The sequence below is a fragment of the Nocardia terrae genome (genome assembly GCF_009760405.1).
Classification (GTDB): Bacteria; Actinomycetota; Actinomycetes; order Mycobacteriales; family Mycobacteriaceae; genus Nocardia; species Nocardia terrae.
In genome coordinates, this window is sequence record NZ_WRPP01000001.1 from 1,936,259 (window position 1) to 1,950,265 (window position 14,007).

Genomic DNA, 14,007 nt, shown 5'->3' on the forward strand with positions numbered 1-14,007 from the left:
ATGCCCAGGGAAAACGGCGGTTACGCCGCAGCAACATGGTTCCGGACCATCGGAATGGTGATGTATCACCAGCGCCTGGGCGGCACCACCCACACCTTCGACGGTCTGGTCGACCTGCTGGCCAAGGCCACGCCGCGGCGCAGCGGCGACGAACTCGCCGGGTGTGCGGCGCATTCCGACGCCGAACGGGCGGCGGCGCAGTGGGCGCTGGCGGAGCTGCCGCTGACCGTGTTCCTGAACGAGACCGTGGTGCCGTACGAGACCGACGAGGTCACCCGGCTGATCATCGACGGTCATGATCGCGCCGCGTTCCAGGCGGTCTCGCATCTGACCGTGGGCGGGCTGCGCGACTGGCTGCTGGCCGTGGCCGCCACGCCCGAGGCCGGGGTCACGCTCGCGGCGGTCGCGCCCGGGCTCACGCCCGAAATGGTCGCGGCCGTCAGCAAACTCATGCGGAATCAGGATCTGATCGCGGTGGCGCACGCGGCGCGGGTGCGGACCGGGTTCCGGACCAGCATCGGTGTGCCGGGCACGCTGGCCACCCGGCTGCAACCCAACCACCCGACCGACGATCCGCGCGGGATCGCGGCGGCGGTGCTGGACGGGCTGCTGCTGGGGTGCGGGGACGCGGTCATCGGCATCAACCCCGCCACCGACTCGCCGCGGGCCACCGCCGATCTGCTCTATCTGCTCGATGAGGTGCGGGTGCGATTCGAGATACCGACGCAGTCGTGCGTGCTCTCGCATGTCACCACCACGCTCGGGCTGATCGAGGCGGGCGCGCCGGTGGATCTGGTGTTCCAGTCGATCGCCGGGACCGAGGGGGCGAATTCCGGTTTCGGCGTGAATATTTCGCTGTTGCGCGAGGCGAACGAGGCGGGGCGGTCGTTGCGGCGCGGGACGGTCGGGGACAACGTGATGTACCTGGAGACCGGTCAGGGCTCGGCGCTCTCGGCGGGCGCGCACCTGGGCACCGGTGGCAAGCCAGTCGACCAGCAGACCCTCGAGACGCGCGCCTACGCGGTCGCTCGGGACCTGGACCCGCTGCTGGTCAACACCGTGGTCGGGTTCATCGGCCCCGAATACCTCTACGACGGTAAGCAGATCATCCGCGCCGGGCTCGAAGATCACTTCTGCGGCAAGCTGCTCGGGCTGCCCATGGGCGTCGACGTCTGCTACACCAACCACGCCGAGGCCGACCAGGATGACATGGACACCCTGCTGACCCTGCTCGCCGCCGCCGGGTGCCCGTTCGTCATCGCCGTTCCCGGCGCCGACGACATCATGCTCGGGTACCAGTCGCTGGCGTATCACGACGCCCTCTACGCCCGAAAAGTCCTGGGGCTCACTCCCGCTCCCGAATTCGCCGCGTGGCTGGACGGGCTCGGCATGCTCGATCCGCACGGACGACTTCGCCAGGTCGAGCCGCTGTCCTCCCCGCTGCGCGCTCTCGCTGCCAGAGGCGCGGCATGACATTCCTCGCGGCCAGTTCGTCGAGTGGCACGTTACCGAGGGGGATTTGTCTGAATTGGCCTCGGAGATGTGCCACTCGAGGGAAACGGGAGCGGGACGTGGCGGTGGGGCCGGGGGTTCTGCGAGCGAGTTGTGAGGAGGAGTTATGAGTTTCGGTGGGGCGTCGGGTCCGGTTGTCGGGGCTGAAGATGGTGCGGTGCAGGCGTTCTGGGAAGGGTTGCGGCGGAGTACGCAGGCGCGGATCGGGCTCGGGCGGGCGGGGGACGGGTTGCCGACCGCGGAAGTTCTGGCGTTTCGGGCGGCGCATGCGGCGGCGCGGGACGCGGTGCACAGTCCGTTGGATGTCGCGGGGCTGGCGGACACGGTGACCGGGCTCGGGCTGGGATCGCCGGTGCACGTGCGCAGCTTGGCCGCCGATCGGTCGGAGTATCTGCGACGGCCCGATCTCGGGCGGCTGCCGGGGAGTGTCGAGGCGGCCGGTCCGGTGCGTGATGACGTGGTGAATTCCGTTGGGGGGCGGACCATCTGGTCAGGGGACGGTAGCGGTGGGAATGCCAGGGTCGAGTCCGTGCTCGCGGCGGTGCCGCACAGCGGGGCGGATGTGGGATTCGTGCTGGCCGACGGGCTTTCGCCGCGTGCGCTCGCCGATCACGGTGTGCCGATGTTGTCCGCGTTGATCGAGGCGTTCGGGGAGCGGTACACGCTCGCGCCGCCGGTGATCGCGACGCAGGCGCGGGTGGCGCTCGGCGACCATATCGGCGCGGCGCTCGGGGTCACCACGGTGCTGGTGCTCATCGGGGAGCGTCCGGGGCTGTCGGTGGCCGACAGTCTCGGTATCTATCTGACCCATCGGCCGCGGCCGGGACGGTCGGATTCCGAGCGCAACTGCGTCTCCAATATTCATCCGCCCGAAGGGCTTTCGTACGCCCGCGCCGCCCAGGTCGCGGTCGGTCTGGTCGACGGGGCGCGCCGCCTCGGCCGGTCGGGGGTGGAACTCAAGGACACCTCCTCGGACTGGGCGCTCGCCACGCCGTTGGTGCTGGACCGGGCCGATTTCTCCTGACCCGCTTGCTTCGCGGTGAAACATGCGGAGCGGTCGGGCCGATCGTTCGGGCAGAGCCGGACATCGAGGAGGAGACCGATCATGTCTTTCGGTATGCGCGTACTCGGCGCGGGCGTCGGCGCGACGGCCCTGGTCGTGGTGCCGTCGGCACAGGCACAGCCCGCCGACCCGGCCCCGTCGGCGCTGACCTTGACCATCGCACAGGGCGAGTCGCTCGACACCGCCGCGAGTCAGCGGACGGTCCTGCTGGTCTGCGCCCCGACCGTGCTGGGCACGCATCCGGACGCCGCGTCGGCGTGCGACGAATTATCCGCGGCCGGTGGTGATTTCGAGCAGTTGCACGGTCATCCGATGCGCTTCTGCCCGATGATCTACGACCCGGTCACAGTGGCGGCCGACGGCGTCTGGAACGGAAACCCCGTCAGCTACCGGCACACCTACCCCAACAAGTGCGGTGCCGAGAACCGCAGCGTCCACGTCTTCGACTTCTGAGGCGGGCGGCCTCGAGGGATCGACGGGCTGCGCGCGCCTCGCCGACACGGCTTCCGCCTGTGACGCCGGTGACCGGTCGCCGGATGACTATGGTCGAGGCCATGGTGTGCGAGGTGCGACCATTATGAGGATGTGGGGTGCGGTGGCGGTGCTGGCGGGTGCGGCGGTGCTGGTGCCGTTGACCGGGTTCGCCGGGTATACGGTGGGCCGCGCGCGCTCGGCGCCGCGGCCGGGGGCGGAGGTGGTGGTCGTGCTCGGCTGCAAGCTTCGGCACAATCGGGTCGCACCGATGCTGAACCGTCGGCTGGACCGGGCCCTCGAGGTGGTGCGAGTGGAGCTCGGGCGCGGTGGGGCGCCGCTGATCGTCGTCTCCGGCGGGCAGGGGAGCGGGGAGTCCGTCACCGAGGCCGAGGCGATGGCCGATTACCTGGTGGCGCAGGGCATTTCGCCCGAACTCGTCGTGCGCGAGGATCGCTCCCGCAATACCGAGGAGAATCTGCGCTTCACCGTGCGGGAGCTGCGGCGGCGCGGCATCGATCCGGAGGCGGCGCGAATAACGGTGGTGACCAGCGACTTCCATGTCCTGCGTACGGCCCTGCTGGCTCGGCGGCTGGGGTTGCGCGCGCAGGTCGCCGGGGCCCGGACCGCCCGGCTGCTGTTGCGCAAGTCCTTCCTGCGGGAATTCGCCGCGATCCTGGTGAGTCCGGTGAGCCGCGCGCGCGTCCCGGCGGCGGGATAGGCGCTACCCGGTCCCGCGCAGGTCCAGCCGTCGCATGACCCGGTCCACCACATCGGGCGGGATACCGGGTTCGCGGCGGGCGGCGAGGGCCTCGGTGCGCCCGGCCTCCAGCACCTCGTTGGTGATGCCGCGCATCTTCTTGGTGAAGGCGATGGCACGGTCGGTGTTCATGCGGGCCTGGCTGTCGGCGGCCTCCGGATCGGCTTGGGCCAGACGGCGTTCGAAGCCCGAGCGCAGCCGTTCGTACACTTCGTCGGGCAGTTGCTCGGCAGCCGAGATCTCCTTCAGGCGTGCCAGTTCGGCCTGCAGCACCCGCGTCCAGAGCTGACGTTCCAGGGCGCGTTCGGTGCCGGTGTCGGCGTGCACGCCCGTCGCGCGCACCACCGCGGGCAGCGTCGGGCCTTGCAGCAGCAGCGTGAACAGCACGACCGCGAAAGCGGTGAACAGGATTTCGGTGCGGCCCGGGAACGGCTTGCCGCTGTCGGTGGTGAACGGCACGGCCAGCGCCAGCGCCACCGTCGCCACCCCGCGCATCCCGGCCCACCAGGTGACCACGGTTTCGCGCCAGGTGTAGGGCTCGTCCTTGTCGCGGGTGCGCCACCAGTTCTGGAACAGCGCGGTCGTGCCCAGCAGCCAGATCAGGCGCAGCCCCACCACCACCGCGATCACCACCGCGGCCCCGCCGAGGAAGCGCGGCCAGTCCGGTCCGGCGTCGCGCATCACCGTGCTCAATTCCAGCCCGATCAGGCCGAAAGCGAAACCGGTGACCAGCATTTCGGTGATCTCCCAGAAGGAGTCGCCGACCAGCCGATAGTCGCTGTCCCCGAAATCGGTGGCGGCATCGGTGAGATACAGCGAGCACACCAGCACCGCCAGCACCGCCGACCCGCCCCGCGACTCCGACACCCCGTAGGCCGCGAACGGCAGCAGCAGACCCAGCGCCACCTTCCACGGGGCCTCGTCGAGCCGCCCCATGAGTTTGCTTCCGGCCCAACCGAACAGCAGCCCCACCACCACCCCGACCAGCGCCGACACCACGAAATCGCCGAATGCGCCCCAGGCCGAGAACTTTCCGGTGACCACCGCCTCGATCGCGGCCGAGTACAGCACGATCGCGGTCACGTCGTTGAACAGGCCCTCGCCCTCGAGCACCGACACCAGTCGCCGGGGCAGGCCGAGTTTGCCCGCCAGCGCCGACACCGCCACCGGGTCCGGCGGCGCGACCAGCGCGCCGAGCGCGACCGCCGCGCCGATCGGGATCTTCGGATTCCACAGGTGGACGACCCAGGCCACGGCCGCGGTGGTGGCGATGACCAGCACCACCGCCCGCATCGTGATCGCGCCCCAGTTCTCGGCGAAGGTCCGCCACGTGGTGCGCCGCGCGGCCGCGTACAGCAGCGGCGGCAGGACCAGCGGCAGGATCAGTTCGGGGTCGATGTGGATCTCGGGCACCTGCGGGATGAGCGCCAGCACCACGCCGAAACCCGTCATGAGGACGGCGGGGGCCTGGCCCAGCCGCCGTCCGAGCGGCTGGGCCAGGATGGTCGCGAACAGGACCGCGAAGATCAGCTCCAGCTGGTGGTGCATCACGGCAGCCAGTTTGCTGCCGGAATGCCGGAAAGTCGAACACCTGGTCCGTTTTCTCAGCGAACCCGGACGGCAATTCTCAGTTCACCCGGTCACGGACCGAGATTGCTCACACCGGAGCCGCCGCCGCTATCAGGAACGGCGAGTGCGCTGGCGCGGAACCGGATTGCGGCGCGAGTGCGCGGCGGGACCCACCCCGGCGGGCTGATACTGGCCCGGCCGCTGGTACTCGGGCGCGGCCACCGCGTGTCGTCCGGGTACCGGAAAGTCGGAGGCGGGCGGGTAGAGACCGGCGGTGCGGTAGTCCGTCGGGACGGATTCGTCCTGACCCGAGCCGTGCACGTCCTGCGCCACCGCCGACGTCGACCGCAGCGACCAGTTCGCCCGCGATTCCGGTTGCGGCCGTGCCGGTTCGGGCATCATGCTGCGCTCGTCGACCTCGGTGAGGCCCACGTGGATGAGCAGCACCAGCGTCACCATGCTGACGGTGATCATCAGCGGGGCCAGCAACTCCATCGCGCCCGCGCCGTGCGGGCTCGCCGCGTTCTCCACCCGGTGCGCGCTCATCGACGCCATGCCGGTGTAGTGCATGCCGCACACCGCCACACCCATGATCAGCGCCGCGCCGATGGTCGCCCAGATTCCGGTGATGACCAGCGTGAACCACAGCGCGACGGTGGCCGCGACCACCGCGATCACCATCGACAGCGTGACAATGCCCGGGTCGTACTCGATCGAGGCGTCCGACTTCATGGCGTACATGCCCGAGTAGTGCATGGCCCCGACACCCAGACCGGTGACCGCGCCACCGGCGAACAGCGACAGCTTCCCGAACGGCTCCCGCGCCACGACCCAGAGCCCGAGCCACACCACCGTCACCGAGATCACGGCGCTGAGCAGGGTGAGCGGCACGTTGTAGCGGATCACCGCCCCGTGGATGCTGAAGCCCAGCATGGCGACGAAGTGCATGACCCAGATACCGGTGCCGCCGATGGCCACCGAGGCCGAGATCAGCCAGCTGCTGCGTCCGACCCCGGTGCGGGCGCGTGCCGTACAGCGCAGGCCGAGCAGCGATCCGATGACCGACATGATGTAGGCCAGCACGGGCGTGAGCCACCCGTAGCTGAAGTGGTGAATTTCCAGCACTCGAACTCCATTGCCAGAACAGGGGTTTCGCCATTACTGGCGTGACGTGGGCACACTACCGGGCAAGGTTCGGATTGGGAAATTGAAAGGGAATGTTTCAGTTAAATAACTTCCGGTTGGCAGATTTCTGCTGGCCGGGGGCACCGCGGACCGTCGGAAAGACCCTGCCCACGTGAACGTTTCGGGGATTTTCGGGCGACGCCGCCCTGTCAGAGCAGGGGCGGCGCGGCTATGTCGGCAATCACTCGGCGCCCAAGTCGGCGAACATCTTTCGTTTCATAGCCGGAATGGCATTGGCGGTGCGGAAGACCATCTTGCCCGCGCCGCGCGCGAACCGGCTGTCGGACACCGACTGGTTGGCCGCGGTCAGCGAGGTGCGCACCGCCGCGAAGCCGTAGTCGATCATGTCGGCCTCGTAGGCGTGCAACGCCTCGATCAGCCCGAGCTCGCGGTGCTCGGCGGCGACCAGCGCCCGGCACAGGCCACGCGCGTCGCGCAGCGCGGTGTTCGCGCCGATGCCCGCGAACGGGGTCATGCTGTGCACGGCATCGCCGAGCAGCGTGACGTTCGTGGTCTCCCAGGCCGGGATCGGCACCGAGGTCTTGATCGGCAGCAGCGTGGCGGTCTCGGGATCGGAATCGGCCACCAGCGTGCGCAGTTCGGGCGCCCAGCCCGCGGTCATGCGCACCGCCAGATCGTGCAGCGCGACCGGGGAGAGCGATTCCAGATCGGCCTCGTAGCGCTCCCGCTTGGCGGCGAAGGCCCAGAACACGTAGGGCTGGGTGTTGTCGAGCAGCAGGCCCGCCGGCAGTCCGGCCTGGTTCCCGGCGATCTCCTCGGCGCCCTCGGGAATGTCGAATTCGTGGGGCGCCAGGAACATTCCACAGCCGCTGGGCGGGATCACGCTGAGCGGATTGCGCAGCAGCCGCGCGTCCAGCCGCGCCCGGGACTCCGGGGTCAGCCCGTATTTCCCGGCGATGGTGACGATTCCGGTGTCCACCCGCTCGGCGTGCGGCAGATACTGCGCCCGCACCCGCGAGGTGCCGCCGTCCGCGCCGACCAGCACATCGCCGATCTCGGAGCTGCCGTCGGCGAAGTGGGCCCGCACCCGGCCGTCGGGCAGGCGCTCATAGCGCTCGAACATGCTGCCGTAGCGCACGACTCCGTCGAGGTCGGCCAGCAGCAGCTGCCGCAGCGTGATGCGGCTGATGCCGTAGTGGCCGTTGGCGGTCCGCTCGCCCTCGTCGGGGTCGATCTGCAGCAGTTCGCGCAGCTGATCGGTGACGAAGCCGAACCCGTTGCCGCCCTTGCCCGCACAGGCGGTGAAGGTCGCGTAGAGCTCCGGCGAGAGCAGTTCGGCCAGGGCGCCGCTGCCGTGCGGGTTGATGTGGATGCGGAAGCCCTGCAGCCGGTCGGTGCGCTGGGTCTCGCGTTCGTGGACGCTGACGCTCACGCCCGCGCGGCGCAGTCCGTTGGCGAGCGCGAGCCCGCCGATGCCGCCGCCGGCGACGATGACGTGCAGGGGTGCGTTGGTGGCCATGACAATTCGGTCCTCTCGAGTTGTTGAATCGGGCCCAGCCTCAGATCCGGCTCCAGCCGAACCTGCCCGGACGCTTGCGATTCGCCCGTTGCTGCTGGTGTGCTCCCGCCGCGGCCCAGGCCTCGATCATGCGATCCAGCAGCCGGGTCAGGGTCTCGACGTCCTCGGCCGTCCAGTCGGCGATCACCTCGCCGAAGACCTGATCGCCGATCTCCAGGAACTGGTTCAGCTCCGCCCGCCCGGCCTCGGTGGCCTCGACGAGCACCGCTCGCCGGTCCGCCGGGTCGGGGGAGGTGGCGACCAGACCGGAGTCGGTCAGGGCCTGCACGTGCCGGGTGATGGAAGACGGCAGTGCGTCCAGGCATTCGGCGATCTCACCGGCCCGCAGCGGGCCCGACTCGACCGCGCACTGCAGCACCCCGACCCGGACCGGGTCGTAGGCGCGAGATGTGCCCTGCCGCATGGCTTCCGCGAAGCGGGAGGTGCTGCGCGCCAGTCGCGATACCTGGTCTTTGTTTGCTTCCATGAATCAACTATAAAAGTTGATTCCGTGAAACAAAAGAGTCTGGCGGGAAAAAGACCTCAGCGATGCAGCCAGTGCCGGGTGCGGCGGTGCACGGTGGGCGTGACCAGCCAGGTCATGGTCGGAACCACGAGGGCGATCACCAGGGCCGTCCGAACGGGCAGCGGCCAGCTGGGCAGCAGGTGGGCCACGCTCCACGAGGCGAGCAGGACCAGGGGATAGAGGCCGACGAAGGCAAGCACCGCCAGTTTCCATTTCGCCGGGGCTGCCGGTGGCGGGGAAATCGGCTGTACGGCAGGGGTTTCGGGTTCTACTCGGCGCATGGTTCCTCCTCTGAGCTGTGTCCGACGCTAAGCGGGTGAGGGGGTGTCGGGGAAAGACCGAATAGCTCGTATTCAGTACGCTGACGTTATGAATCTGGAGCTGCGTCACCTCCGCTACGTGGTCGCGGTGGCGGACGCGCTCAACTTCACGCGGGCCGCGCGGCAGCTGCATATGTCCCAACCGGCGTTGTCGGCGCGCATCCGCTCGGTCGAGCGGCATCTGGGTGTGGCGTTGTTCCAGCGCACCACCCGCACGGTCGCGCTGACCCCCGCAGGCGCCGACTTCGCCGAGCGGGCTCGCGAAATCCTGCGCCTGCTGGGCGAAGCCGAGCGCGAATGCCGGAACTCCGCGCACGGCACCGTGCTTCGCGTCGGCTTCTACGGCGCGGCCGCCCGCGAGGCCACCACCGCCATCATCGACTCCTTCCGGGACGGGCATCCCGGGGTGGAGGTCGAACTGGTGCGCTACGGGTGGGAGGACCCCAGCGCGGGACTGCGCGCTCACGAGGTCCAACTCTCCTTCGTGCGACCGCCTTTCGACGCCGACGGGCTGCGGCTGCTCATCCTGAGCAGCGAGCCACGGGTGGCCGGACTGCCCAGCGGTCACCCACTCGCCGACCGTGCGACGGTGGATGTCAGCGAACTGCTGGACGAGCCGGTCGTCTACCGGGTCACCGGCGACCGCATCTGGGCCGACTACTGGTACGGCGCGGATGCCCGCGCGGGCACCCCGCCGCCGCGCCGCATCGAGGTGCGCAACCTCGACGACGAACTGCAAGCCGTCGCCGCCGGTCGCGCGATCACGCTCACCACGTCCACGGCCGTCACCTACTTCCCGCGCCCCGGGGTCACTTACGTGCCCCTCACCGGCTTGCCGCCCAGCCGCATGGCGCTGGCCTGGCACCCTGACGACCCGAACCCCTTGACCCACGCCTTCATCGACGCCGCGAAGGCGGTGTGCCACGCCGCCGTTTCCACGCCATAACCTGCACACTGAAGGAATGGAGATCACCTCGGCCGTCGGGGCCGTGCTGGGCGCTTTCGGGCTGTCGGGCGCCGCGGGGCTCAATGCCTGGTTGCCTCTGCTGGCGGTCGGTATCGCCGACCGCGCCGGCTGGATCGACCTCGGTGACTCCTACGGCTGGCTGTCCTCGATACCGGCCTTGATCGCCATCGGCGTGCTGTTCGTGCTCGACCTCGTCGGAGACAAGGTCCCCGGCCTGGATTCGGTGCTCCACGCGGTGGGCGCCGTCGTCGCTCCCGCCTCCGGCGCCATCCTCTTCACCGCCGAGACCAGCCTGTCCTCGCATCTCCCGCCCGCGGTCACCGCGATCCTCGGGGCCGTCACCGCGGGCAGTATCCACGCCGGCCGATCCGTGGCCCGGCCTTTCGTCACGGGAACGACTGCGGGAGTGGGCAACCCGCTGGTCTCCACCGCCGAGGACGGCACCTCGCTCGCCCTGACCGTCCTGGCCCTGGCGATTCCGGTGGTCGCCTTCATCGCCATCGTCGTCATCCTGATCGCCCTGAGCTGGTTGGCCTTCCGTGCCACCCGGTGGCTCCGGGCCAGGCGCAGCCGCCGGGAACCGCAGCCGCGCTAGCGGCTCACCGACCTACATTGCTCAGAAAGCCCGGGGGACAGATGAATACGAGAGTCACGACCTTCACCAACGACGGCCTCACCTTCGACGTGCTCGACGAAGGGCCTCTCGACGGCACCCCGGTCGTCCTGCTGCACGGCTGGCCGCAGACCGCCACCGAATGGTCGCGCCTCACCCCTTACCTGCACGAACGTGGTTACCGCACAATCGCTCCCACCCAGCGCGGCTACTCGCCGGGAGCCCGCCCGCGCGGTCGCTATGCCTATCGCATGAGCGTTCTGGTCGGGGACACGGTGGCGCTGATCGACGCGCTCGGCGGCGAGCCGGTCCACCTCGTCGGCCACGACTGGGGTTCGGCCGTGGCCTGGTCCACCGCCGCCACCCACCCCGAGCTGGTGCGCACCCTGACCTCGATCTCGGTCCCGCACCCCATGGCCTTCATGCGCACCATGCTGACCACCACCCAGTTCTTCCGCACCTTCTACATGGTGCTGTTCCAGGTCCCGTGGCTACCGGAACTGGTGATCTCCAACGTCTTCCGCGCCGTCGGCTCACATCCCGACCGCCTCCGCCGGGCGCAGGCCATGTCGGGTATGGATGCCACCCAGTTCGAGCGCGTCCAGCGTGACGTCATCGATGGCGGCGCTCTGAAGTTCTCCGTCAACTGGTATCGCGCGATGCTGATCACCGACCCGCGCTCGGCACTCCGCAAGGTCAACGTCCCCACGACCCATATCTCCAGCGCCCGAGACGTTTTCATGCACCCGAAGAACGTCACCCTCACCGCCCGCTACGTCGAGGGTCCGTATGTTCACGAATCCCTCGACGCCACCCACTGGGTCCCGGAGGAGCGGCCGGCGGAACTGGCGGCCCTCATCGTGTCCCGGACCGCGGCGGTATGACGCTAACGCAGTGTGACACTTCGGATCTGCAGTGACAGCGTCGCCACGGCCAAGGCGCAGAAGACGATCCCGAGATAGAACTGCGGGCTGAAGTCCTTGCTCCGGATATGGGTGTACATCGCGCAGACCCAGTAGAGGATCAGTCCGACGGCGGCCGCGGCGCCGATGACCGGCAGGCCGAGCAATCCCAGGGCCAGGCCGAGCGCACCGGCCAGCTTCAGGGTGCCGATCGGAAAGACCAGCCACGATTCGGGGACGCCGACCTTGGCCATCGGTTCCAGGATCGGCTCGATCTTCAATACGGCCCCGAGGCCGGAACCCGCGACGAGGACTGCGTTGACGGCGGTGACCGCGACCGCGGCGGTGGAGATGACGGACATGATTTTTCCTACCGGAGAAGTATTATATGAATCTCATAGTACTTTGATTCGGGTTGGAGATTATATGAGTTCCGTAACAAATGGCGATCCGCGTGGTCGTCGCCGCCTGGTGACAGCGGTCAAGGGCTCACTGCGCGACCTGCGCGGCCAGCTCGCACTGCTCAACCGTCAGGTCGGTGGCCGGCTGGAACTCAAGGAGGCCGACATGGACTGCCTCGATCTGATCACCGCCCGCGGCCCGATCAGCCCGACCGCCCTGGCTCGCGCGGCCGGCCTGCATCCCGCCACCATGACCGGCATCCTCGACCGCCTCGAACGCGCCGGATTCATCGCCCGCGAACGCGCCGAGACCGATCGCCGCGCGATCCTCCTCCGCGCCATCCCCGAGCGGACCGCGGACGTCTACGCCCTGTTCTCCGACATGAACGCCGAAATGGACACGCTCTGCGAGGGATACAGCACCGAAGAGCTGGCACTGCTCGCCGACTTCCTGCAGCGCTGCGCCGAGGCGGGCCGCCGCTCGACCGGCCGACTCGCCGAGAACTGAAGCCCGCCCGACCCGAAGCGACGCGCTGACAACGCGAATCGGGCCGCCGAGCGCGATGCTCGGCGGCCCGATTCGGGACTCGAACCAGTCAGAGGCTGGTGGACACGGTGGCGAACTCACCGGCGCTCGCCAGCGCGATGTCCTCCTCGACCTCGTGCTGGGTCAGGCGACGGCCGGTGTGGCGCAGGCCGAACAGGGCCAGCAGTGCCGCTACCGCGAAGAAGGCCGCACCCGTGAGGAAGGCGATCTGGTACGCGCCCTCGGCGGGCAGGGCGATGACCGCGCCGTTGCGCAGCTTGTGGTCCAGGGTGTCGCTGGTGAGGATCGTGACGACCAGCGCGCTGCCGATCGCACCGCCGACGGTCCGCATGATCGAGTTGATCGAGTTGGCGATGCCGGTCTCGTGCGGCGCCACGTTCGCGACGAGCAGCGCGGGCATGGCGGCGTAGGCGATCGCGATCGCGGCGTTCGCGACGACCAGCGCGACAATGACTTCCACGGTCGACGAGTGCAGCAGCGCCAGCGAGACCAGCGCGCACAGGCCGATGGCGCTGGCCAGCAGCAGCACATAGCGCGCGCCGATCCGCCCGACCAGCCGGCCCGCGATCGGGCCCATCAGCACCGAGGCCACCGCGCCCGGCAGCATGAACGCCACGCTGGTGCGCAGCACCGAGGCGTCGAATCCGAAGCCCGCCAGCGCGCTCGGCGTGGCGACGAAGTAGGTGGCCCCGAGGAACACGCTGAACATCGCGAAACCGACGCAGAAGCTGGCCATATTGGTCACCGCGACGGGACGGTGCGCCAGCAGCGAGGTCGCCACCAGCGGCGAACGCAGCTTGGACTGCAGCACCAGGAATCCGGCCAGCACGACGGCGGAGGCGATGAACAGCCCGATCACCTTCGCGCTGCCCCAGCCCCATTCGTGGCCCTGGGAGATCGGCAGCAGCAGGCAGACCAGGCCCAGGCCCAGCACCGCGGCGCCGATGTAGTCGACGCGGCCGCCCTGGCCCGCGCGGCGCGGCAGGGTGAAGAACGCCAGCGCCAGCACCACCACGGTCAGCACGACACACAGCCAGAAGATGCGGCGGTAGTCCGCGCCGCCCTGGGTCAGCAGACCGGTGGCCACCAGCGCGACACCGCTGCCCACGCCGAGGGTCGAGGCGGTGACGGCCAGCGCGCCGGTCAGGCGCTCGGCGGGCAGCTCGTGGCGCAGCACGCTGATCGCCAGCGGGAACAGGCCGAAGCTGGCGCCCTGCAGGGCGCGTCCGGCGATCAGCAGGTCGATGCTGTGGGCCGAGGCGGCGAGCAGGCTGCCGGCCAGCGTCACGACCAGGGTCGCGAGGATGACGGGCTTGTGGCCGTACACGTCGCCCAGGCGTCCGAGCAGCGGGGTCAGGGCCGAGGCGGCCAGCATGGTCGCGGTCGTCACCCAGCCGACGGTGGTCGCCGAGACGCCGAGCTGCAGGCCGATCTGGGGGAGCGCGGGCACGGGCAGCGTCTGCGCCATCGCCAGGAGGAACACGGTGCTGGCCATGGTCAGCACGATCGCGGTCGGCGACGCGGTACGCCGACTGTCGAGCGTTGAGGTCATTCGCAGGACTCTACGACGGAATCGACATACTGTCGATTATGATTGACGCCACGTCAATCGAGGGAATGGAACTGGCTCTAGGGTGAATCCATGCGCAGAA

General features: G+C 69.3%; 15 protein-coding genes. 8 read left to right on the forward strand and 7 right to left on the reverse strand.

Going from position 1 to position 14,007, the window contains the following annotated elements; translation table 11 throughout:
* Positions 1–54: 54 nt before the first annotated feature.
* The 4 genes from GPX89_RS08975 (at position 55) to GPX89_RS08990 (ending at position 3,767) form a co-directional block, all read left to right on the forward strand.
* Positions 55–1,473, forward strand: a complete 1,419-nt coding sequence (locus tag GPX89_RS08975; RefSeq protein WP_157386727.1) for an ethanolamine ammonia-lyase subunit EutB — start codon at positions 55–57, stop codon at positions 1,471–1,473.
* 145 nt (positions 1,474–1,618) lie between these two features.
* Complete coding sequence (locus GPX89_RS08980; protein WP_157386728.1) at positions 1,619–2,536, forward strand: ethanolamine ammonia-lyase subunit EutC; 918 nt, start codon at positions 1,619–1,621, stop codon at positions 2,534–2,536.
* A gap of 81 nt (positions 2,537–2,617) precedes the next feature.
* On the forward strand, positions 2,618–3,028 hold the full coding sequence (locus tag GPX89_RS08985) for a subtilase-type protease inhibitor (protein ID WP_157386729.1): 411 nt from the start codon (positions 2,618–2,620) through the stop codon (positions 3,026–3,028).
* Positions 3,029–3,152: 124 nt separating this feature from the next.
* A complete protein-coding gene (locus GPX89_RS08990) occupies positions 3,153–3,767 on the forward strand; it encodes a YdcF family protein (RefSeq protein ID WP_157386730.1) in 615 nt (204 codons plus the stop codon).
* A 3-nt stretch (positions 3,768–3,770) separates the two neighbouring features.
* On the opposite strand, the gene GPX89_RS08995 is transcribed toward GPX89_RS08990, so the two are convergent.
* The 5 genes from GPX89_RS08995 to GPX89_RS09015 all read right to left on the reverse strand — a co-directional run bounded on the left by GPX89_RS08995 (position 3,771) and on the right by GPX89_RS09015 (position 8,886).
* The gene (locus tag GPX89_RS08995; protein WP_157387188.1) at positions 3,771–5,354 is read right to left on the reverse strand and encodes a Na+/H+ antiporter; all 1,584 of its coding nucleotides are present in this window, start codon (positions 5,352–5,354) and stop codon (positions 3,771–3,773) included.
* A 132-nt stretch (positions 5,355–5,486) separates the two neighbouring features.
* Positions 5,487–6,500: an MHYT domain-containing protein gene (locus GPX89_RS45820; RefSeq protein ID WP_328601618.1), complete on the reverse strand. Its 1,014-nt coding sequence runs from the start codon at positions 6,498–6,500 to the stop codon at positions 5,487–5,489.
* 241 nt (positions 6,501–6,741) lie between these two features.
* Positions 6,742–8,040, reverse strand: coding sequence for an FAD-dependent oxidoreductase (locus GPX89_RS09005; RefSeq protein WP_157386731.1), 1,299 nt, complete (start codon positions 8,038–8,040; stop codon positions 6,742–6,744).
* 40 nt (positions 8,041–8,080) lie between these two features.
* Entirely contained in the window at positions 8,081–8,566 is a 486-nt protein-coding gene (locus tag GPX89_RS09010; RefSeq protein WP_157386732.1) for a MarR family winged helix-turn-helix transcriptional regulator, read from the reverse strand.
* A gap of 56 nt (positions 8,567–8,622) precedes the next feature.
* On the reverse strand, positions 8,623–8,886 hold the full coding sequence (locus GPX89_RS09015; protein WP_157386733.1) for a hypothetical protein: 264 nt from the start codon (positions 8,884–8,886) through the stop codon (positions 8,623–8,625).
* Positions 8,887–8,974: 88 nt separating this feature from the next.
* Here GPX89_RS09015 and GPX89_RS09020 point away from each other — a divergent pair, with 88 nt between their 5' ends.
* The 3 genes from GPX89_RS09020 to GPX89_RS09030 are packed head-to-tail and all read left to right on the forward strand — an operon-like array spanning position 8,975 to position 11,389.
* Positions 8,975–9,871, forward strand: a complete 897-nt coding sequence (locus tag GPX89_RS09020; RefSeq protein ID WP_157386734.1) for a LysR family transcriptional regulator — start codon at positions 8,975–8,977, stop codon at positions 9,869–9,871.
* Between the two features lie 16 nt (positions 9,872–9,887).
* Positions 9,888–10,487, forward strand: coding sequence for a DUF4126 domain-containing protein (locus GPX89_RS09025; protein WP_157386735.1), 600 nt, complete (start codon positions 9,888–9,890; stop codon positions 10,485–10,487).
* Positions 10,488–10,528: 41 nt separating this feature from the next.
* The gene (locus tag GPX89_RS09030; RefSeq protein ID WP_157386736.1) at positions 10,529–11,389 is read left to right on the forward strand and encodes an alpha/beta fold hydrolase; all 861 of its coding nucleotides are present in this window, start codon (positions 10,529–10,531) and stop codon (positions 11,387–11,389) included.
* A gap of 2 nt (positions 11,390–11,391) precedes the next feature.
* On the opposite strand, the gene GPX89_RS09035 is transcribed toward GPX89_RS09030, so the two are convergent.
* Positions 11,392–11,769: a DoxX family protein gene (locus tag GPX89_RS09035; RefSeq protein ID WP_157386737.1), complete on the reverse strand. Its 378-nt coding sequence runs from the start codon at positions 11,767–11,769 to the stop codon at positions 11,392–11,394.
* 64 nt (positions 11,770–11,833) lie between these two features.
* Between GPX89_RS09035 and GPX89_RS09040 the strand changes: the two genes are divergently transcribed.
* A complete protein-coding gene (locus tag GPX89_RS09040) occupies positions 11,834–12,316 on the forward strand; it encodes a MarR family winged helix-turn-helix transcriptional regulator (protein WP_157386738.1) in 483 nt (160 codons plus the stop codon).
* 88 nt (positions 12,317–12,404) lie between these two features.
* Here the strand turns inward: GPX89_RS09040 and GPX89_RS09045 are convergent, their stop codons facing one another.
* Positions 12,405–13,907, reverse strand: coding sequence for an MFS transporter (locus GPX89_RS09045; RefSeq protein ID WP_157386739.1), 1,503 nt, complete (start codon positions 13,905–13,907; stop codon positions 12,405–12,407).
* Positions 13,908–14,007: the final 100 nt, after the last annotated feature.